This window comes from Brevundimonas sp., assembly GCF_041648615.1.
In the GTDB taxonomy this organism is placed as follows: domain Bacteria; phylum Pseudomonadota; class Alphaproteobacteria; order Caulobacterales; family Caulobacteraceae; genus Brevundimonas.
Genome location: NZ_JBAZOS010000014.1, coordinates 26,202 through 44,301, shown reverse-complemented (window position 1 = coordinate 44,301; position 18,100 = coordinate 26,202). Strand labels below are relative to the sequence as shown.

The 18,100-nt window shown below is 70.4% G+C and carries 21 protein-coding genes; 8 read left to right on the top strand and 13 right to left on the bottom strand.

The annotated features are described in order from the left end of the window. Positions 1–13: 13 nt before the first annotated feature. Complete coding sequence (locus WC555_RS07555) at positions 14–547, top strand: DUF3828 domain-containing protein (RefSeq protein WP_373252616.1); 534 nt, start codon at positions 14–16, stop codon at positions 545–547. On the opposite strand, the gene WC555_RS07550 is transcribed toward WC555_RS07555, so the two are convergent. From WC555_RS07550 to WC555_RS07540, 3 genes are read right to left on the bottom strand one after another with little or no spacing between them, the layout of a single operon-like run. Beyond that, positions 540–1,469, bottom strand: a complete 930-nt coding sequence (locus WC555_RS07550) for a bifunctional riboflavin kinase/FAD synthetase (protein WP_373252614.1) — start codon at positions 1,467–1,469, stop codon at positions 540–542. The genes WC555_RS07555 and WC555_RS07550 overlap by 8 nt on opposite strands. A 1-nt stretch (position 1,470) precedes the next feature. Continuing rightward, positions 1,471–1,932 carry a MaoC family dehydratase gene (locus WC555_RS07545; RefSeq protein ID WP_373252612.1) on the bottom strand — a complete coding sequence of 154 codons (462 nt, stop codon included), beginning with the start codon at positions 1,930–1,932 and terminating at the stop codon, positions 1,471–1,473. 29 nt (positions 1,933–1,961) lie between these two features. After that, positions 1,962–2,831, bottom strand: coding sequence for a TIGR01459 family HAD-type hydrolase (locus tag WC555_RS07540; protein WP_373252610.1), 870 nt, complete (start codon positions 2,829–2,831; stop codon positions 1,962–1,964). Positions 2,832–3,777: 946 nt separating this feature from the next. On the opposite strand from WC555_RS07540, the gene WC555_RS07535 reads away from it, so the two are divergent. Continuing rightward, positions 3,778–4,125, top strand: coding sequence for a glycine zipper domain-containing protein (locus WC555_RS07535; RefSeq protein ID WP_373252608.1), 348 nt, complete (start codon positions 3,778–3,780; stop codon positions 4,123–4,125). Here the strand turns inward: WC555_RS07535 and WC555_RS07530 are convergent. Continuing rightward, complete coding sequence (locus tag WC555_RS07530; protein ID WP_373252606.1) at positions 4,122–4,394, bottom strand: PilZ domain-containing protein; 273 nt, start codon at positions 4,392–4,394, stop codon at positions 4,122–4,124. The genes WC555_RS07535 and WC555_RS07530 overlap by 4 nt on opposite strands. A gap of 63 nt (positions 4,395–4,457) precedes the next feature. Then, a complete protein-coding gene (locus WC555_RS07525) occupies positions 4,458–5,726 on the bottom strand; it encodes an EAL domain-containing protein (protein WP_373252605.1) in 1,269 nt (422 codons plus the stop codon). A 108-nt stretch (positions 5,727–5,834) separates the two neighbouring features. Here WC555_RS07525 and WC555_RS07520 point away from each other — a divergent pair, with 108 nt between their 5' ends. Together WC555_RS07520 and WC555_RS07515 are read left to right on the top strand one after the other, a co-directional pair. Further along, the gene (locus tag WC555_RS07520) at positions 5,835–6,605 is read left to right on the top strand and encodes an SDR family NAD(P)-dependent oxidoreductase (protein ID WP_373252604.1); all 771 of its coding nucleotides are present in this window, start codon (positions 5,835–5,837) and stop codon (positions 6,603–6,605) included. 79 nt (positions 6,606–6,684) lie between these two features. Then, complete coding sequence (locus tag WC555_RS07515) at positions 6,685–7,527, top strand: lysophospholipid acyltransferase family protein (RefSeq protein WP_373252646.1); 843 nt, start codon at positions 6,685–6,687, stop codon at positions 7,525–7,527. Here WC555_RS07515 and WC555_RS07510 read toward each other — a convergent pair. From WC555_RS07510 to xseA, 5 genes are all read right to left on the bottom strand, one after another. Then, positions 7,497–8,009 carry a response regulator gene (locus WC555_RS07510; RefSeq protein ID WP_373252603.1) on the bottom strand — a complete coding sequence of 171 codons (513 nt, stop codon included), beginning with the start codon at positions 8,007–8,009 and terminating at the stop codon, positions 7,497–7,499. The genes WC555_RS07515 and WC555_RS07510 overlap by 31 nt on opposite strands. A 90-nt stretch (positions 8,010–8,099) precedes the next feature. Then, entirely contained in the window at positions 8,100–8,615 is a 516-nt protein-coding gene (locus tag WC555_RS07505) for a response regulator (protein WP_373252602.1), read from the bottom strand. Positions 8,616–8,718: 103 nt separating this feature from the next. Continuing rightward, positions 8,719–9,570 carry a M23 family metallopeptidase gene (locus WC555_RS07500; RefSeq protein ID WP_373252601.1) on the bottom strand — a complete coding sequence of 284 codons (852 nt, stop codon included), beginning with the start codon at positions 9,568–9,570 and terminating at the stop codon, positions 8,719–8,721. Further along, positions 9,567–9,764 carry a DUF2093 domain-containing protein gene (locus WC555_RS07495; protein WP_373252600.1) on the bottom strand — a complete coding sequence of 66 codons (198 nt, stop codon included), beginning with the start codon at positions 9,762–9,764 and terminating at the stop codon, positions 9,567–9,569. Before WC555_RS07495 ends, WC555_RS07500 begins: the two co-directional genes overlap by 4 nt. Before the next feature lie 50 nt (positions 9,765–9,814). After that, positions 9,815–11,419, bottom strand: coding sequence for an exodeoxyribonuclease VII large subunit (gene xseA / locus WC555_RS07490; protein ID WP_373252598.1), 1,605 nt, complete (start codon positions 11,417–11,419; stop codon positions 9,815–9,817). A 64-nt stretch (positions 11,420–11,483) separates the two neighbouring features. Between xseA and WC555_RS07485 the strand changes: the two genes are divergently transcribed. The 3 genes from WC555_RS07485 to WC555_RS07475 are packed head-to-tail and all read left to right on the top strand — an operon-like array spanning position 11,484 to position 13,641. Beyond that, positions 11,484–11,645, top strand: coding sequence for a hypothetical protein (locus tag WC555_RS07485; protein ID WP_373252596.1), 162 nt, complete (start codon positions 11,484–11,486; stop codon positions 11,643–11,645). Positions 11,646–11,693: 48 nt separating this feature from the next. Then, positions 11,694–12,977 carry a phosphoribosylamine--glycine ligase gene (gene purD, locus WC555_RS07480; RefSeq protein WP_373252595.1) on the top strand — a complete coding sequence of 428 codons (1,284 nt, stop codon included), beginning with the start codon at positions 11,694–11,696 and terminating at the stop codon, positions 12,975–12,977. A gap of 4 nt (positions 12,978–12,981) precedes the next feature. After that, positions 12,982–13,641 (top strand): hemolysin III family protein, encoded by a 660-nt coding sequence (locus tag WC555_RS07475; RefSeq protein ID WP_373252593.1) that lies wholly within the window; start codon positions 12,982–12,984, stop codon positions 13,639–13,641. Positions 13,642–13,648: 7 nt separating this feature from the next. Here WC555_RS07475 and WC555_RS07470 read toward each other — a convergent pair whose 3' ends face one another. Next, positions 13,649–14,362, bottom strand: a complete 714-nt coding sequence (locus WC555_RS07470) for a murein L,D-transpeptidase catalytic domain-containing protein (protein WP_373252591.1) — start codon at positions 14,360–14,362, stop codon at positions 13,649–13,651. 130 nt (positions 14,363–14,492) lie between these two features. Between WC555_RS07470 and WC555_RS07465 the strand changes: the two genes are divergently transcribed. Beyond that, positions 14,493–15,800, top strand: coding sequence for an amidohydrolase family protein (locus WC555_RS07465; RefSeq protein ID WP_373252644.1), 1,308 nt, complete (start codon positions 14,493–14,495; stop codon positions 15,798–15,800). Here WC555_RS07465 and lpxK read toward each other — a convergent pair. After that, positions 15,785–16,807, bottom strand: a complete 1,023-nt coding sequence (lpxK, locus tag WC555_RS07460) for a tetraacyldisaccharide 4'-kinase (RefSeq protein WP_373252589.1) — start codon at positions 16,805–16,807, stop codon at positions 15,785–15,787. The two genes, WC555_RS07465 and lpxK, sit on opposite strands and share 16 nt — an antisense overlap. After that, on the bottom strand, positions 16,804–18,099 hold the full coding sequence (locus tag WC555_RS07455) for a 3-deoxy-D-manno-octulosonic acid transferase (RefSeq protein WP_373252587.1): 1,296 nt from the start codon (positions 18,097–18,099) through the stop codon (positions 16,804–16,806). The genes lpxK and WC555_RS07455 overlap by 4 nt, the downstream gene beginning before the upstream one ends. Position 18,100 lies beyond the last annotated feature (1 nt).

The window sequence follows — 18,100 nt, the reverse complement described above, 5'->3', positions numbered from 1 at the left end:
CTGGGAGGGTCCGATGCGTCATGTCCTGATCGCCACCGCCGTGTTCGCCGGTCTCGCCGGCTGTTCGCCGGAAGGGGCCGCGCCCGAGCCGGCCGATGCGCCCGCCGCCCTGCCGCCCGGGCGGCCCGCCGTCTATGAGGCCGCGAAGGTCGGGCCCGAGGAATTCGTCCGGGCCCTGTACGCCGTGCACGCTACGCCCGGGGCCGGGATGGGCGAGGCGCCGGCGCCGGGGCGGGATCCGATCTACGACCGGATGCTGAACGCCATGATCGGCGCGGATTTCGCCAAGGCGGCGGGCGAGGTTCCGACGCTGAATTACGACCCGATCTGCGCCTGTCAGGACAGCGGCGACTTCACCCTGGATTCGGTGACGGTGACTCAATCAGGGCCGCAGGCGGCCGAGGCGGCGGTGGTGTTCACCAATATGGGCGAGACGAAGCGGCAGACGCTGAAGCTGGTGAAGGAGGGGGCGATGTGGAAGGTCAGCGACGTCCTCGTGCCCGGTGAAAAGCCTCTGACCGAGCAGCTGATGGCCGCCATCAGCTGAGGGCGGCCCGCGCGGCGGCTGCGTCGGCGTCGATCTGGACCTTGAGGGCGTCGAGGCCGTCGAAGGTCATTTCGCCGCGCAGGAAGGCGACCAGCTCGGTCTCGACCGTCCGGCCGTAGAGGTCCTCGTCGAAATCGAACAGCCAGACCTCGAGCAGGGGTTCGGGCAGTTCGTACATGGGACGAACGCCGAGATTGGCGACGCCGTCGATGACGCGGCCGTCCGGAAGGCGGGTGCGCGTCGCATAGATGCCGTAGGCGGGGCGCATGTAGTCGCCCATGCGGACGTTGGCCGTGGGGACGCCGATGGTTCGGCCGCGCTTGTCGCCGTGGACGACCTCGCCCTGGATGGCGAAGGGGCGGCCGAGGATGGCGTTGGCGCGGGCCATGTCGCCGGCTTTCAGGGCTTCGCGAACGGCGGAGGATGACAGTTTCAGCCCGTCGGGATCGTCGATGCGTTCGGTGACGCTGACGGTGAAGCCGAGGGTTTCGCCGTGGCGACGCAGGGCCTCGGGCGAGCCCGTGCGGCCCTTGCCGTAGGTGAAATCGAAACCGACGCCGGCGTGACGAATGCCGAGACCGGCCGAAAGGACGTCGCGGGCGAAGGCCTCGTCCGACATGCCGGCCATCTCGGCGTCGAAGCGCAGGAGGTAGAGGCGGTCGACGCCCAGCGGCTCCATGGCGCGGGCCATCTGGTCGGGGGTCATCAGGCGAAAGGGGGCGGCGTCGGGCTGGAACCAGCGGCGCGGATGGGGGTCGAAGCTGACCACGCCGAGGGGAGCGCCGATCCGTCGCGACGCCTCGCGGGCGCTGGCGATCACGGCCTGGTGGCCGCGATGGACGCCGTCGAAGGCGCCGATGGCGACGGCGGCGCCCTTCAGCCCGTCGGGCAGGCCGCGCCAGTCGGTGACGATCGCGACCAAGTCAGTCTTTCGCGGGGCGCCGGCGGCGGGGCACGCGGACCGTGGCGACGCCGGCCATGATCAGCTTGCCGGCGACGAAGCCTTCGCAATCCAGCTCGACCCGGGCGCTTTCCGGATCGACCGAGACGACGCTGATGCGGACCACGACGTCGTCGCCGATGCGGACCGGGGCGTGGAACTGCAGGGTCTGGGAGATGTAGATGGCCCCGGCGCCGGGCAGGATGGTGCCGACCACGGCCGAGCCGAACGAGGCCGACAGCAGGCCGTGGGCGATGCGGCCGCGATAGGCCGTCTTCGAGGCGAAGGCCTCGTCCATGTGCACCGGGTTGAAGTCGTCCGAGGCCTCTGCGAACTGCTGGATGCGCTGTTCGGTGACCGGGATGATCTTCTCGGCGGTCATGCCGACCTGAAGCTCCTCCAGGATGTAGCCGCCGGAGGGGTGTTGCGTGACAAGTTCAGCCATGATCCGGCCTTAGCGCGATTTGCACCCGCTCACCACGTCAGATCGAGCATGGCGTGTCGGGCGTAGGTTGTTTCAGCTTTCAGCAGGTCGGCGGCGCGGGCCGGATCGAGGCGGCCGTCCGGGCCGCGGGCGGCGTCGCCGTGGATGCCCTGGGCGATGAACAGGCAGTCCAGCGCCTGTTTGTTGGCCCCGAGAACGTCGGTGACGACGCCGTCGCCGATGCACAGGACGCGCGAGCGGTCGACGGGCTTGCCGAGCAGATCGGCGGCTTCGTGCAGGGCCAGATCGTAGATGGGGCCGAAGGGCTTGCCGGCCATGGTGACGCGGCCGCCGAGGCTTTCGTACAGATCGGCCAGCGAACCGCCGCACCAGATCAGCTTGTCGCCGCGCTGGACCACGCGGTCCGGGTTGGCGCAGATCAGCTCCAGGTCGCGCGCGGCGCCGGCGGTCAGGCGGTCGCGATAGTCGTCGGGGGTCTCGGTCTCGTCGTCGATCATGCCGGTGACCGAGATGAAGGCCGCGTCCTCGGCGCCGCCGGCCGGCTTCAGGCCGAGGCCGTCATAGAGGGGCCAGTCGCGGTCGGGACCGATGATCCAGGCCGGCCCGGGCGCGCGTTTGGCCAGCTCCATGCGGGTGGCGTCGCCCGAGGTGACGAAGGCGCGCCAGCTGTCGCGCGGCACGCCGAGGCCGTCGAGCTGGGCGACCACGTCGGACGAGGGACGCGGGGAGTTGGAAATCAGGACGACGTGGCCGTGGCCGTCGTTGAAGCGGGTCAGGGCCTCGCAGGCGGCTGGCCAGCTTTCGCGCCCGTTGTGGATCACGCCCCAGACGTCGCAGAGCAGGATGTCGTAGTCCGCGGCGATGTCGGACAGGCCGTTCAGGGCGTGGGGGAGGGTCATGGGGCGGGAGATAGCCTGTCGGAGGGGAGGGGTGAAGGGCGGGGGTCAGGGGTTAGGGCTTAAGGGGTAGGGGTGACTCATTCTTCCTCCCGCTCGAGGGCGGGATGTCGGCGCGCCAGCGACGACAGGGTGGGAGGGGCCGGGCGAGGCGGGCGCCGGTGTCTGGATCGCCGAGCCGCCCCCACCCGGTCGCTGCGCCAAGGACGTGCGTCATCGCTCTTCGGCGTATTCGCCGAAAAGTTCGGGGAGGGCGCGGGGCGACCGGGCTCGCCCGGTGCGTTTGCAGTTTTACCGTTTCGACGAGACAGCCGCCCCGCGTCGTCGTTTTCCACGCGCCCGCCGGCCGCCGGCCCTGTTCGGGCCTTGCCGACTCCCGGACGGTTCCTCGCGGTCCCGGACGGGGGAGGACGTGCAGGCCTGTAGCCCGAGAGGTCCCACACAGGAGGCGCGCGGCGAGCAGGAAGACGCCATCCATCGACGTCCTCAAGGACCCCCGAGGTCTGCGTCCCCCGGGCTTCATCGCTCGACCACAGCCCGCCGCCATCGAGAAGCGTGGATCCGACGCCCTCCCCACCGACGGGATGGGGAGAAGGATAAGGGCCGCTCCAGCTATGGCGGGCAAATGACGCTAGTCGGGCCGGAGAGTGTATCGATATCAGCTGTTTAACGGGGCGAGATCGTCTGTTTCACGGCGAACGTCTCGCACCGGAACTCACCGTGCATCCCCGCGAAGGCGGGGACCCAGGCTTTGGCCGCACCGCCGGTGTCTGACCGAGCGCCGGTTCGTTCAACCAGCCTCGCTGTCGCTCAAACCGGGTCCCCGCCTTGGCTGCTACGCGCCGCCCTTCGGGTCGCGGGGATGCACGGACGGGGGGCGGGATGGGCGCGGCCCGGAACACACCGCGTCCTTCCGGAGTTGGATCAACGGGCTGCAAGGAGTGATGGAATGCACGGGATGATCAAACTGGCGGCGGTGGCCGTCTGCGGGCTGACGCTGACGGGCTGCGCGACGACGGACAACTACGCTTCGGCCTGCCAGCGCGACTATGAGCGGAACCGGCAGTATGTGACCGCGTCCGGCGCGGCGCTGGGCGCGGCGGTCGGGGCGGCGATCGCGGGCGAAGGCGACCGGGAGCGCGGGGCGGCCATCGGCGCCCTGGCCGGCGGCCTGCTGGGCAACCAGCTGTCGGAGCGGGACGATCCCTGCGGCTATGGCTTCGGCGGCTACAACCGCGACGGCCGGTACGGCTATACGCGCGTGCCGCGGCCCGGTGATTACGGCTACTATCGCTAGGCAGGATCGAAGCGCAGGCCGATCTCGTCGCCGGATTTCCAGGCCACCGCGCACGGGCGATCGCCGGTGGGCAGACGCAGAACGAGCCGGTCCCCGGTCGCGGCGTTGACGGTGGACGTCAGACGCACCTTGGCGCCGCCTTCGGTGAGATTGCGGATCACGACATCGGCCGCTTCCCGGTGAATGCCGTGCAGCAACTGGCCTTTCATGGCCACGCGGGGGCGCGGCAGGCGACGGGCGTCGGGGGGGAGATCGGCGGAGGCTGCCATGGCCCGGCGAGTTTACCGTGATCGGGCACGCCAGGGGTTAAGAGTTTTCCGGGCGCGGAGGCCCTAGCCGAACCGTCGGCGGTGGTCGGCGCTGCGCAGGGTCGAGCGGATGAAGTCGGCCGGGGGATCGGTTTCCGCCAGCACGGCTTCCTTGATGGCGCGGGGCTCGCCGAACAGATGGCCCTGGCCCATGGAGATGTCGAGCTCGAGGATGTCGACGATCTGGCGCTCGGTCTCGCATTTCTCGGCGATCAGCTCGATGCCGTAGCGGCGCGTCAGGCCGGCGAAGTCCGCGGCGGAGATGTCGCGCAGACTGGGCAGGGCCGAGGCGCCGTCCATGTCCAGCAGCTGTTCGATCAGCAGGTCGGCCGCGACCTTCATAAACTTGACGTCGGAGCGCTGGAGGTCGGCGAAGTCCAGGTCCAGCGTCTGGACCTTGTCGATCGAGAAGCGGAAGCCGAGATCGGCCAGCTTGGCCATGTTGCGGGCCTCGGCCGCGCCGCGGGCGTCGAAGGTGGCCTGTCCCAGCTCGAAGATCAGGGCCTGGTTGAGGTCGCGGTTCTCGCTGAGGAAATCGAGGAACTGGGGGAAGAAGGTCTCGTCGCCGAGGGACGACAGGGCGACGTTGCAGAAGACGCCGACCTTGCGGTCCTGACGCGCCAGGCGGCGGACGATCTGGGCGCAGCGGAACAGCAGCAGATTGTCGATGGCGGGGACCAGGCCCTCGCCCTCGGCGACCGAGAGGTATTCGGCCGGCATCATCACCCGGTCGTCGGCGGCGCGCAGGCGGGTGAAGCTTTCGTAGAAGATGGTCCGGCGCTGGGGCAGGGAGACGACCGGCTGGAGGTAGAGGTCGACGCGGTTCTCGGCCAGGGCCTCGTGGATGGTCTGGAGCAGGACATTGGCCTGGTCGCGGTGGCGGGCCTCGAAGGCGCTGGCGGGCGTCGGCTGGGCCATGCGGTGGTCCAGCGACTCGCTCATCTGCGAGATCAGCGTCTCCAGCATGCGGACTTCGCCGGACAGGGCCTCGTTGGAGGTGACGGCGCCCGACTCAATGGCCTGGGCCAGTTCGGTGAGGGCGCCCTGGGTCGAGTCCATGGCGTCGGCCAGCAGGCGGTGGGCCTCGCGGACCTGGTCGATCTCCGTCCTGAGGGCGGCCTTGTCGGCCTTGGCCGTGATCAGGGTATGGGCGGCCAGAAACAGGCCCAGCACGCCGAAGCCCGCGGCCACGCCCGCGCCGGCGCCGAGATTGGCGCTCCACAGGAAGGCCCCGGCCGTCATGGCCAGGAACAGGTAGGTGAAGAACAGGAAGCCCTGGGTGAGTGCGCGCATTGGAAACGGATCGTCCGTCTTCCCGGATGGAATCGCCCGAGTATCGGGGTAACAGTACGGATCGCCTAGGGCGTCGCACGGATTCTCCCCACTTCTTCGAGGTTAACGATGGAATTGTTCGATCTGACCGGCAAGGTCGCAGTCATCACCGGCTCGTCAAAGGGGATCGGCAAAGCCATCGCCGAGCGGATGGCCGAGCACGGCGCCCGGGTGGTGATCAGTTCGCGCAAGGCCGGCCCGTGCCAGGAAGTCGCCGACGCGATCAATGCGAAGCACGGCGACGGCCGGGCCATGGTCGTTCCCGCCAACATCGCCTCGAAAGAGGATCTGCAACGGCTCGTCGACGAGACCAACGCCGCCTTCGGCAAGATCGACATCCTGGTCTGCAACGCTGCGACCAATCCCTATGCGGGGCCGATGGCGGGGATCAGCGACGACCAGTTCGGCAAGATTCTGCAGAACAACGTCGTGTCCAACCATTGGCTGATCCAGATGGTCGCGCCGCAGATGCTGGAGCGGAGGGACGGGTCGGTGATCATCGTCTCGTCGATCGGGGGCCTGCGGGGCAACGCCCTGATCGGCGCCTACAACATCTCCAAGGCGGCGGACATGCAGCTGGCGCGCAATCTGGCGGTCGAGTGGGGGCCGTCCAACGTGCGCTGCAACACCATCGCCCCGGGCCTGGTGCAGACCGACTTCGCCAAATACCTGTGGGAGAACCCCGAGCTGCTGAAGCAGGTCACGGACCCCGCCCCGCTGAAGCGCATCGGCCAGCCGGACGAGATCGCGGGGGCGGCGGTCTATCTGGCGGCGCCGGCCTCGGCCTATATGACCGGCCAGACCCTGGTTGTGGACGGCGGGATCACCATTGCGTGGTGAAGGCGGCAAGCCTGCAAGCCTGCGTCAGGACCTGATCTGGCGGCTGGAGGCGGCCGGGTTCGCGAGCTTCGTCGGGCTGATGCGGCTGCTGGGGGTGGAGCGGGCCTCGGCGTTCGGCGGCTGGGCCCTGCGGACCCTGGGGCCGAAGACAGGGACCCAGCGCACGGTGATGCGGAACCTGCGCATCGCCTTCCCCGACATGCCGGAGGACGAGCGCGAAGCCCTGGCGCTGGCGCAGTGGGAGCAGACCGGCCGGGCCTTCGCCGAGACGGCGGTGATGGACCTTCTGGTCAAGCAGAACCGCATCGAGGTGGTCGGACAGGAGCGGCTGCACGCCATTCGGGACAGCGGCAGGCCGGTGGTCTTCGTCGGCGGGCATTTCGCCAATATCGAGACGCTGGCGGCGACGATCACGGGCTCGGGCGTGCCGTGCCAGATCACCTATCGCGCGGCCAACAACCCTTACGTCGATGCCCAGATCATCGCCGCGCGCGCGCGCTACGGCGTCAGGCTGTTCGCGCCCAAGGGCGGGGACGGGGCGCGGGAGCTGCTGGCGGGCATGGCGCGCGGCGAGTCCGTGGCCCTGATGAATGACCAGAAGTTTTCGGAGGGGCCCGAGGTGACCTTCTTCGGCCAGCCCGTGAACGCGGCGCCGGGGCCCAGCCGGCTGGCGCTGCGCTTCGGGACGGTGCTGCAGCCGATGTCGGTGGTGCGGCTGCCGGGGGTGCGGTTCCGGCTGACGGTCTATGAGCCGATCGAACTGCGGAAGACCGGCGACCGGTCGGCCGACATCGCCCGCGGGGTGCAGGCGATCACCCGCTTTATCGAAGACCGGGTGCGCGAGAGCCCCGTCGACTGGTTCTGGGTCCACAAGCGGTGGCCCGACCGGGTCTATGCGGCGTTGGCGTCGTCGTCCGACTGATCCCGGGCCCGGCGGGGCGCGCCCTTGTAGGAGCCGTCGCCCACCCGCCGCCGGTCCGGGCCGAAGAAGCCCTCGGTCTTGATAAAGGGACGGGCCTTGACGATCACCGAATTGAGGCGGTCGATCAGGGTTCTGGCGGTGATCGGCTTGGCGAGGAATTCCGTCACGCCGATGTCCCGGGCCTCGATGACGCGATGTTCCTCGGTATGGCCGGTCATCATGATGATGGGCAGGTAGGGATTGGCGCTGTCCGGACTGGTGCGGACGGCGCGCGTGAATTCCAGTCCGCCGAGCGGCTGCATTTCAAGGTCGACAAAGGCGACGTCGATCGCGTGCTCGCGAAGGCTCTCCATGGCTTTGGCGCCGTCCGACGCCTCCCATATGCCGCCCACGCCGATGGAGCGCAGCACCGATGCGGTGATGGCGCGCATGTGAGGATTGTCGTCGACCAGCAGGACCTGGAGATGTTTAAGCGTCGACATCGGTGCGTCCGGAATTCTCGAACCAGGTTCGAGCGTCACCTTAAGCCGGACGAGCTTAAGGGTTCGTGTGTGGTCGGCCCCCGAAGGCGGTCAGGCGGCGCTGGAATTCGGCGCCCGCGACTGATCCGAGGCGCGGCGCATCGCGCCCCTGTAGTTCGGCGACTGGGTCCGGCGGCGGTCGGGGCCGAAATAGCCGTCGGTCTTCACGAACGGACGGGGATGGAAGATCACCGACTGGATGCGGTCGAGGATGGCCTTGGCCGTGATCGGCTTGACCACGAATTCGGTCACCCCGGCGTCGCGGGCCTCATAGACGCGGCTCTTCTCGGAATGGCCGGTCATCATGATGATGGGCAGATAGGGGTTGGCGCTGTCGGGGCTGTTGCGGACCAGCCGCGTGAACTCCACCCCGTCCAGCGGGAACATGTTGAAGTCGACGATCACCAGATCCGGCATGTAGTCGCGCAGGATCGTCAGGGCGGCGCTGCCGTCGGCCGCCTCGCGCACCTCACGGATGCCGGCGGACTGCAGCACCGCCGAGGTGATGGCCCGCATGTGGGCGTTGTCGTCGATGAGAAGGATTTTAAGGGCGCCGAGGGAGGCCATGGATCAATTCGCTACGGCCCGGCTTGACCGGGCATAACGACGCTCTACGAGCCGATTCGGCCCGCGTCTATCACCGATCAGCGATCACCCCGGTCGTAAGCGGTTACGATTGTCCGGTTTCAACCATGAGTGACGGGTCGAGGTTTCGATCGCGCCATTTCATTCGCCAGCACAGGTGCGGACCGGTCGCCCGGCCGGTCATGCCGACCCGACCGATCGGGTCGCCGCGTCGGATGGCCTGCCCCGCGCGAACGTCGAGCCGCGACTGGTGCAGACAGGCGGTGATCAGGCCCTGGCCGTGGTCGATCAGGACCAGGCCGCCCTCGAAATGAAGATCGGGTTTGGCCAGGGTCACCCGGCCGGCGGCGGGCGCGCGGATCAGGGCGCCCTGGGGCGCGGCGAGATCGATGCCGTAGTGCGGCCGGGCGGGCGTGCCGTTCAGGACGCGCTGGCTGCCCCAGCGGCTGGTGACGCGGAAGCGTTCGAGCGGCCAGATGAAGCCCTCGCTGAAATGGTCGGCGTCGGTCCGGCTGGCGAAACCCTCGGTCTTGAGGGCGACCTCGCGCTGGATGCGGGCCAGAAGCGCGGGGTCGCCCGGCTCGATGGTGGCGGGGGGCAGGCCGTCGATGCGGGTCGAGGTGAACTGGCCGGGCGCGATGGTCAGGGTCCGCGTCGCGGACCGGGCGCCGGATCGCGCCTCGATCTGAACGCTGGAGGCCGCGTCCCGGTCGAAGCCGACGATGAAGGCGCCGTCCGCCGAGGCGGCCGTCAGGGATTCGCCGTCGACGAAGATCAGGGCCCGGGGCCAGGTCCGGCCGATGGCGTGGCCGCCCTGGACGAACCGGCCCGTCAGGACGAGGTCCGCCGGCGCCTGGGCCCCCGCGGCCCGCGGCGCCAGTCCGGCGGCCGCCAGGGCGCCGCCGCCGATCAGGAGATGGCGGCGCGGCAGGATCACGGACGCTGGACCAGGCTCTGGAAGGCTTCGTTCGGGCCCGCATAGGCTTGCTGTTTGCTGACCGACCAGTAGCGCAGGGTTTCGAGCGGAATGGGCTTGCCGCTGACGGCGCAGGTCACGGTGCGTCCGGGCTTGAGCACGGCGAATTCGCCGTCGCCGTAGTGAAGGGTGGCCGTGCCGGAAGGAGTTTTCACCATGATCCCCACGCTAGCGTGACGCCGGAGACCGCGCCACGGATTTTCCCTCAGAAAAGGTCGCCCTGGCCCGGAGGCGGCGTCCTGGGCTTCGGAGCCGGCGAAGACCGGGCGCGGGCGGGCGGCGCGGGGTCTTCACCCTCGATGCGCGCGCCTCTCGAACCGTCGGCGAAGACCAGCCGCACGGCCTGACCGTCCTGCAGGGCGGCCGCGGCGGCGATCATGACGCCGTCCTCGCTCTCGACCCGGGCGAAGCCGGGCTTGGGGGTTTTCGGATTGAGACCGGCCAGGGCGCGGGCGAGGGCGGCGAGGCGGGCCTCGTCCCGTTCGAGCCGTCTGGGCAGGGCGACGAGGCGGGTCCCGACCGACTCCAGCCGGGCGGCGCGCTGGTCCAGCCGGCGATGGAGGGGCTCGGGCGACAAGCGGGAGAGGGCGCGCAGGAGGCGGTGTTCGTGCGCCTTCACATTGGCGGTCAGTCCGGAGCCGAGGCGGGCGGACACCGACTCCAGCCGGTCCCGGCGGCGCTCCATGGCGCGGTCGAGCAGGGCGGGGGAGAGGCGGCCCGTGACGCCGACGAGGGCGCGCTCATGCAGGACGAGGTTCCGGGTCAGGCCCGAGGCCAGCCGGCTCCCGGCGTGGTCGAGCCGCTGCTGCGGCAAGGCGAGGACGTCCTCGGGTCGGGCGGGCAGGCCGCGGGCGGCCGCGCGCAGGCGGGTGCGGCGGTCCTCGAGGATGCGGCCGCCGGCGCGGGCGAGGCGGCGGTCGAGGTCGGCGACGGCGTAGCGCAGGTCGGCCAGCACCGGGGTGGCGATCTCGGCCGCGCCGGTGGGCGTGGGCGCGCGGCGGTCCGAGACGAAGTCGATCAGGGTGGTGTCGGTCTCGTGCCCGACGGCCGAGATGATCGGGATGGCGGCGGCGGCGACGGTGCGGGCCAGGCCCTCGTCGTTGAAGCACCACAGGTCCTCGACCGAGCCGCCGCCGCGGGCGACGATGAGGATGTCGGGCCGGGGGATGGGGCCGCCCGGCTTCAGGGCGTCGAAGCCGCGGATGGCGTTGGAGACCTGGCCGCAGGCGGCGTCGCCCTGGACGACCACGGGCCAGACGATGACGCGGCAGGGCCAGCGCTCGGCGATGCGGTGCAGGATGTCGCGGATCACCGCCCCGGTCGGGCTGGTGATGACGCCGACGACGGCGGGGAAGGTCGGTATGGGTTTCTTGCGGCCCGGTTCGAACAGACCCTCGCCCGCCAGCTTGGCCTTGAGCCGTTCCAGCTGGGCCAGAAGGGCGCCGGCGCCGGCGGCCTCCATGGTCTCGATGACGATCTGGTAGGAGGAGCGGGCGGGATAGCTGGTGATCTTGCCGGTGACGATGACTTCCAGTCCGGACTCGGGCCGGACGCCGAGGCCGCGGACCGAGCCCTTCCAGATGACCCCGTCGATGGCGGCCTTGTCGTCCTTGAGGGTCAGATAGACGTGGCCCGAGGCGTGATGATTGACCTTGGAGATCTCGCCGCGCAGCCGGACATGGCCGAACCGGTCCTCGAGCGTGCGCTTGAGGGCGAACGACAGTTCCGAGACCGTCTGGGGCGGATTGTTGTCCCGCAGGGGCGGCGGTTCGTCGGCCGGGCCCTCGAAGACGTAGGAGTCGTCGCTCATCGGGGCAGACTAGCGACAGTCGGGGCTTGCGGGAACGGCGGATGCGAGTAACCGTTGGCGAGCCATGGCCGCCGATCCCCGCGACACCGATCCTATCGACAAGGACCCGCGCGAAAGCGAGATGGGACGGCGCAGCGACGGGGCGTCGACCAGTCTGTGGCTGGTCATCGGCGGGATCATCCTGCTCGGCCTCGCGGTCTATGTGATCTCTGCTGTATTTGTCTGATGCGATCCGCGACTTGACCGCCTTCGCGCGTGCGGTCATTGCCCGCGCATGAATATCCTGCTGGTCGGATCGGGCGGGCGAGAGCACGCCCTGGCGTGGAAGATCGCCCAGTCGCCGCTGCTGCGGCGTCTGATCATCGCGCCCGGTAATCCGGGCATGGAAAAGCTGGGCGAGCTGGCGCCGCTGAAGGTCACGGACGCCGAGGGGCTGACGGCCCTGGCGCGCGAGATGAAGGCCGATCTGGTCGTCGTCGGGCCGGAGACGGCGCTGGAGGCCGGACTGGCCGACCGGCTGGCGGCGGCGGGCATTCCCTGTTTCGGACCGACGGCGAAGGCGGCGCAGCTGGAAACCTCCAAGGCCTTCTCCAAGGCCTTCATGGAGCGGCACGAGATTCCGACCGCCGGCTACGGCGTCTATGAGCGGCTGCACGAGGCGCGGCAGGCCCTGTCGGTGTTCAAGCCGCCCTATGTGATCAAGGCCGACGGCCTGGCCGCCGGCAAGGGGGTGGCGATCAGCCCCGACAAGCGCGAGGCCGAGGCCGAGATCGAGCGGATGCTGGGCGGCCGGTTCGGCGCCGCCGGCGCGCGGGTGGTGATCGAGGAGTTCATGGCCGGCGAGGAAGGCTCGCTGTTCGCGGTCTGCGACGGAAGCCGCGCCGTCCTGCTGGGCGGGGCGCAGGACCACAAGCGGGCCTATGACGGCGACCTGGGCCCCAATACGGGCGGCATGGGCAGCTATTCGCCGGCGCCGGTGTTCACGCCGGAACTGGTCGAGGCCGCGGACCGGCTGATCGTCCAGCCGGTGGTGGCGGCGATGGCGGCGGAAGGCATGCCCTATCGGGGCGTGCTGTACGCCGGGCTGATGGCCACAGACGAAGGCCCCAAGGTGGTTGAGTTCAACGCCCGGTTCGGCGATCCGGAATGCCAGGTGCTGATGATGCGGCTGGACGGGGACATCGTGCCCCTGCTGCTGGCCTGCGCGCGGGGCGATCTGACCCGGGCTCCGATGCCCGCCTTCCGCGACGAGACGGTGGTCTGCGTGGTGCTGGCGGCGTCGGGCTATCCCGACAGTCCGCTGGAGGGATCGATCATCCGCGGGGCCGAGCAGGATTTCGGCCCGCATGTGCAGGTCTTCCACGCCGGCACCCGGCGGCGGGCGGACCGGCAACTGGCGGCCGCGGGCGGCCGGGTGCTGAACGTCTGCGCGCGCGGCAAGGACATCGCCGAGGCGCGCGCGCGGGCCTATGCGGCGGTGAAGAAGATCGACTGGCCGGGCGGTTTCCACCGCACCGACATCGGCTGGCGCGCGCTGGAACGGGACGGTGGGAGCTGACCGCATGCCGGACGTCCTGCCGCCCGAGCCGCCGAGCCATTATCGCGACGGCAAGGAGCGGCTCGCCGACCTGATCGTCCACCTGACCGGACTGGCGCTGGCCCTGGTCGGCGGCGGGATGCTGCTGGGGCTGGCGATCGGTTACGGCCACATCGGGCGGCTGACGGCGGCGGCGATCTACGCCGTCGGCCTGCTGACCATGCTGGGGTTGTCCACGGCGTATAATTTCGCCGCGCCGCGGTTCCAGCCGCTGCTGCGGCGGTTCGACCACGCCGGCATATTCCTGATGATCGCCGGGTCCTACACGCCGTTCACGACCCAGCACCTGACAGGGGCCTGGGCCTGGGGGATGACGTCGGCGGTGTGGGCGACGGCCATCTTCGCCGCCCTGGCCAAGCTGTTTCTGCCGGGGCTGGGCAAGGGGTTCTGGATCGTCGTCTATCTGGCGCTCGGCTGGCTGATGGTGATCGCCGTCCAGCCGATCATGCAGAGCCTGGGGCTGGCCCCGTTGATCCTGATGGCGGTCGGAGGCGTGCTCTATTCCGTCGGCGTGATCTTCTACGCCAACAAGGCCATGCGTTTCCGGCGCGCCATCTGGCACGGCCACGTCGTGGTGGCCGCCGCCGTGCACTGGGTGGCCGTGCTGCTGGCCGTGCTGAAATAGACCGGTCTCAGGCCCAGGCGAACAGAAGCCGGCCTTCGCCCATGCGCTCGCGCAGGCGCGGCAGATCGGCGTGGGCCACCGAGAAGCAGCCGTACGAGCGGCCGAGCTTGCCTTCGCGGGCCAGGAAGGCCGGGTCGGCGTAGTCGGCGCCGTGGATGATGATGGCGCGCTCGCGGGCCATGTTGTTGGTGTACTCCAGCCCGTCGAGCAGGACGTTCGGCCCTTGCTGGGCGCCGTGGCTGGCGCCGGCGGTGGCGAAGGCCCCGACCGAGGACATGTAGCTGTCGGGGGTGTTGCCGAAGTCGCGGGCGAAGCCGGTGTGGGTCGGGTCGGAGCCGCGGCCGTGGCTGGTGCGCATCAGGGTGACGACGCCGCCGTGCAGATCGACCTCGTACAGACGCTCGTCGCCCGAGAATTTCTGGAAGTCGACCAGATACATCCGGTCGCGTTGGGTGATCCTGTCCTTGTGGATGTCCAGGGCGGCGAGGGCCCGGTCCATCAGCTCCTTGCGGACCTGGCCGCGCGGATCGAGCGGACGGGTGGTGTTCAGCTGGGCCGTGATGGTCTCGGGCGCCTGCGAGATGACGACGGTCGGAACCGGGGTCCGGGCCAGGCCCGGCAGCGGGCGGAACTCCGCCGTCCGGGTGGCGGCCGACGCCGTGGCGCAGCCCGACAGAAGGGCGGCGCCGCCCAGAATGAATCCACGTCTCGCCAGCCGCATGCGACGCCCCTCGCATATTTCGGAAGTGACAGGTTGTTTCAGTTCGTAACGGAAGGATCAACCTGCGCCTTGGCGAAACCGCTCCGAGGTCTAAGGTAGAAGTCTGTTTCGGGAGGGTTTCGTGAAGTCGATCACATCGTTGCTGGCGGCCGCGGCTGCCTTGTTGGCCACCAGTGTTGCGGCGCAAACGCCCGCTATCGCGCCGCTTTCGCCCTCGGAGGGAACGACGTTCGTGCAGATCGGCCGGCTTCTGGCCGATCCGGCGACCGGCGTTGTGCAGCGCGATAAAACTCTCGTGATCAGCGGGAACCAGGTCGTCGAAGTGCGCGACGGCTTCGTCGGCGAGGGCCGGATCGTCGATTTGCGCGACTCTTTCGTGCTGCCCGGACTGATCGACAGCCACGTCCATCTGACCGGCGAACAGAACCCGAACGGGCGGCTGGAGACGGTGACCCAGTCCAATTCCGAACAGGCCATGGTCGGCGCGCGCTACGCCCGGCGGACCCTGCTGGCCGGCTTCACCACGGTCGCGGATCTGGGCGCGACCAATGAATCCATCTTCGCCCTGCGCGACGCCGTGCGGCGCGGCGACGTGCCCGGACCGCGGATCATCGCGGCGGGTTCGGCCGTGTCGATCCATGGCGGTCATGGCGACATCAACGGCTATCGCGAAGACGTCATGCACCTGCTGTCGGACGAGAGCATCTGCTCGGGTCCGGACGACTGCATGCGGGCGGTGCGGCTGCAGGTGCGGGCCGGGGCCGACATCATCAAGATCACGGCGACCGGCGGGGTGCTGTCGAACACGGCGGCGGGGCTGGGCCAGCAGTTCTCGGACGAGGAACTGGCGGCCATCGTCGGCGCGGCGCACCGGATGGGGCGGCAGGTCACGGCCCACGCCCATGGCGCGGACGGGATCAACAGCTTCCTGCGGGCCGGCGGCGATTCGATCGAGCACGGCACATGGCTGGACGATGAGTCGATCCGGCTGATGCGGCGCGACGGGGTGTATCTGGTGCCGACCCTGCTGGCCGGGGATTTCGTGGCGCGTATCGCCTCGGGACCGAACAATTTCTTCACCCCGAACCAGACCGCCAAGGCGCTGGAGGCCGGGCCGAAGATGCTGGACATGGCGCGGCGGGCGCATGAGGGCGGGGTGCGGATCGCGTTCGGCACCGATTCGGGCGTTTCCGCTCACGGCGACAACGCCCAGGAGTTCGCCCTGCTGGTGCGCGCCGGGATGACGCCGCTGGAGGCGGTGCAGGCGGCCACGGTCGGGGCGGCGGCGCACCTGAAGATCTCGAACGAGGCGGGGCGCATCGCGGCGGGGATGCCGGCGGATCTGATCGCCGTGACCGGCGACCCGTTGAGCGACGTCACCGAGCTGGAGCGGGTGCGGTTCGTGATGCGGGGCGGGATCGTCTACCGGGCCGAATAGGTCCGCACGGCGCCCAGCAACAGCCGCTGGAAGGCGGCCTCGTCCTCGAACGTCGCCTTGACCGGCCACGACAGCACCCGGCCGCGCCATTCGGGCGGCAGGCGGAACCAGTCCTTTTCGGTGGTGACCAGCCGGGCTTTGAAGTGGGAGGCGCGGTCGGCGAGGAAGGCCAGGTCGCCCTCGCGGAAGGCGGCGTGGTCGGGGAAGGGGGCGAAGTCGACCAGTTCGGCGCCGGCGGCGTCGAGGGCGCGCTCGACCTTCCACGGCTTGGCGATGCCGGCGAAGCCGAGGATCGGCCCCCTCGGCGGCGGCCCCGCGGGCATGAGCCGGGCGATATGGACCGGCAGGCCGCCGAAGGCCTCGAGCAGTTCGGGATCGGCGTGCGGGGCGTCGGCCGGCAGCAGGACGACCACGGCGTCGGCGCGGGCCAGGCCGTGTCTCAGTCGCTCGCGCATCGGACCCGAGGGGAAGACCGAGCCGTCGCCGAAGGGCCATTCCTCGCCCCGCGTCTCGCCGTCGACGACCACGAGGCTGAGCGTCTTGCTGAGGGCCGGATTCTGGTGGGCGTCGTCCAGCACCAGGGCCTGGGCGCCGGCTTCGGCGGCGGCGAGGGCCCCGGCGACCCGGTCGCGGGCGATCCAGGCGGGGCCGCCGAGGGCCAGCATCAGGGGCTCGTCGCCGACGTCGGCCGCGGTGTGTTTGGCCGGATCGACCCGGGTCGGCTCGCGCAGGCGCCCGCCATAGCCGCGCGACAGGGCGTGGGCGTCGACGCCGGCCTCGTGCAGCAGGCGGATGGCCTCGCGGGTCACCGGGGTCTTGCCCGAGCCGCCGACGGTCAGATTGCCGACCGAGATCACCGCCACGCCCGGATCGACCGGCGTGGCGCGGGCGATGCGGCGGGCGGTGGCCGCGGCCCAGATCCAGGACAGGGGCTTGAGCAGGAAGCGCAGCACCGAGGCGTGGCGCGGCTCGCGGACATACCACCAGCGGGGGGTGTTCAGTTTCATCGGCGGCCTCGCGGCGCGGCGCGGGGCAGCAGAGGCTCCACCCTGTCCCACAGCCGGTCGAGGCCCGAGCCGGCCTCGGCGGCGGCGCGGCGGCCGCGTTCGCCGATGCGTTTGGCCTCGGCGTCGTCGGCCAGCAGGGGGCCGATGACGGCGGGCAGGTCCCAGGGGGCCTGGACGACGGTCAGGCCGCCGGCGGCGACGAGGGCCTCGGCGACGGCGGCCCAGTTGGTCATGTCGGGGCCGGTGACGGCGGGCTTGCCGAGGCGGGCGGGCTCAAGCGGATTATGGCCGCCGACCGGGGGCTTCTGCAGCGCGGCGGAGAAGGAGCCGCCCATGACCACGACATCGGCCAGCCGCAGGAACAGGCCCATCTCGCCGAGGGTGTCGGCGAGATACAGGTCGGTGTCGCGGTCCGGCTCGCGTCCCTCGGAGCGGAGGGCGAAGCGATAGCCGTCGCGGGTCAGGGCGGCGGCGATGGCGGCGCTGCGCCCGGGGTGGCGCGGGACCAGGATCAGGCACAGACGGTCGGTCAGCTTGTCGAGGGCGCGGACGAGGGCGATCTCCTCGCCGTCATGGGTGCTGGCGGCGACGACCACGGGCCGGTCGCCGATGGCGGCGCTGAGGCGGGTGAAGGCGGCGGGATCGTGCGGCGGGGCCTCGCCCGAGAGCTTGAGGTTCACATGGCCGTCGATGCGGGCGCCGAGGCTCTCGAGCCGGGCGGCGGAGGTTTCGTCCTGCGGCAGGATGCGGTCGAAGGCCGAGAGGACCTCCCGCGCGGCGCCGGGGAAGCGGCGCCAGCCCTCGACGGTCTTTTCGGTGATGCGGGCGCTGGCGAGGACCAGTCTGACGCCGCGCTTGCGGGCCGCGAGGATCAGGTTGGGCCACAGCTCGCTCTCGACGAAGAGGGCTACGGACGGCCGCCAGTGGTCGAGGAAGGCGGCGACGGCGGCGGGGCCGTCGACCGGGGCGAACTGGTGGATGACGCCGGGCGGCAGGCGGCGCGCCAGCAGGCTGGCCGAGGTCAGGGTGGCCGAGGTGACCAGCACGGTCAGGTCGGGCCGCGCCTGCCGCAGGCGGTCGACCACGGGCAGCAGGGACAGGGTCTCGCCGACGCTGACGCCGTGCAGCCACACGAGGTCGCCGGCGGGCCGGGCGATCGACGTCAGGCCAAGGCGTTCATCGACGCGGGCGGCGTCCTCCTTGCCTTGTTTGACGCGGGCGTCGAGCAGGCGCGGGGCGAGGGGCTCAAGCATCCGGGTCAGCAGACGGTAGACGATCAGGGCCGGGCTCACG

What these genes read in the sequence shown, in the direction of transcription:
- WC555_RS07470 (WP_373252591.1), bottom strand. Translation starts at nt 14,362, where the DNA reads ATGCGGCTGGCGAGACGTGGATTCATTCTGGGCGGCGCCGCCCTTCTG.
- WC555_RS07515 (WP_373252646.1), top strand. Translation starts at nt 6,685, where the DNA reads ATGCGGCTGCTGGGGGTGGAGCGGGCCTCGGCGTTCGGCGGCTGGGCC.
- WC555_RS07555 (WP_373252616.1), top strand. Translation starts at nt 14, where the DNA reads ATGCGTCATGTCCTGATCGCCACCGCCGTGTTCGCCGGTCTCGCCGGC.
- WC555_RS07510 (WP_373252603.1), bottom strand. Translation starts at nt 8,009, where the DNA reads ATGTCGACGCTTAAACATCTCCAGGTCCTGCTGGTCGACGACAATCCT.
- WC555_RS07485 (WP_373252596.1), top strand. Translation starts at nt 11,484, where the DNA reads ATGGCCGCCGATCCCCGCGACACCGATCCTATCGACAAGGACCCGCGC.
- WC555_RS07520 (WP_373252604.1), top strand. Translation starts at nt 5,835, where the DNA reads ATGGAATTGTTCGATCTGACCGGCAAGGTCGCAGTCATCACCGGCTCG.
- WC555_RS07545 (WP_373252612.1), bottom strand. Translation starts at nt 1,932, where the DNA reads ATGGCTGAACTTGTCACGCAACACCCCTCCGGCGGCTACATCCTGGAG.
- WC555_RS07475 (WP_373252593.1), top strand. Translation starts at nt 12,982, where the DNA reads ATGCCGGACGTCCTGCCGCCCGAGCCGCCGAGCCATTATCGCGACGGC.
- xseA (WP_373252598.1), bottom strand. Translation starts at nt 11,419, where the DNA reads ATGAGCGACGACTCCTACGTCTTCGAGGGCCCGGCCGACGAACCGCCG.
- WC555_RS07505 (WP_373252602.1), bottom strand. Translation starts at nt 8,615, where the DNA reads ATGGCCTCCCTCGGCGCCCTTAAAATCCTTCTCATCGACGACAACGCC.
- WC555_RS07530 (WP_373252606.1), bottom strand. Translation starts at nt 4,394, where the DNA reads ATGGCAGCCTCCGCCGATCTCCCCCCCGACGCCCGTCGCCTGCCGCGC.
- WC555_RS07535 (WP_373252608.1), top strand. Translation starts at nt 3,778, where the DNA reads ATGCACGGGATGATCAAACTGGCGGCGGTGGCCGTCTGCGGGCTGACG.
- purD (WP_373252595.1), top strand. Translation starts at nt 11,694, where the DNA reads ATGAATATCCTGCTGGTCGGATCGGGCGGGCGAGAGCACGCCCTGGCG.
- WC555_RS07525 (WP_373252605.1), bottom strand. Translation starts at nt 5,726, where the DNA reads ATGCGCGCACTCACCCAGGGCTTCCTGTTCTTCACCTACCTGTTCCTG.
- WC555_RS07540 (WP_373252610.1), bottom strand. Translation starts at nt 2,831, where the DNA reads ATGACCCTCCCCCACGCCCTGAACGGCCTGTCCGACATCGCCGCGGAC.
- lpxK (WP_373252589.1), bottom strand. Translation starts at nt 16,807, where the DNA reads ATGAAACTGAACACCCCCCGCTGGTGGTATGTCCGCGAGCCGCGCCAC.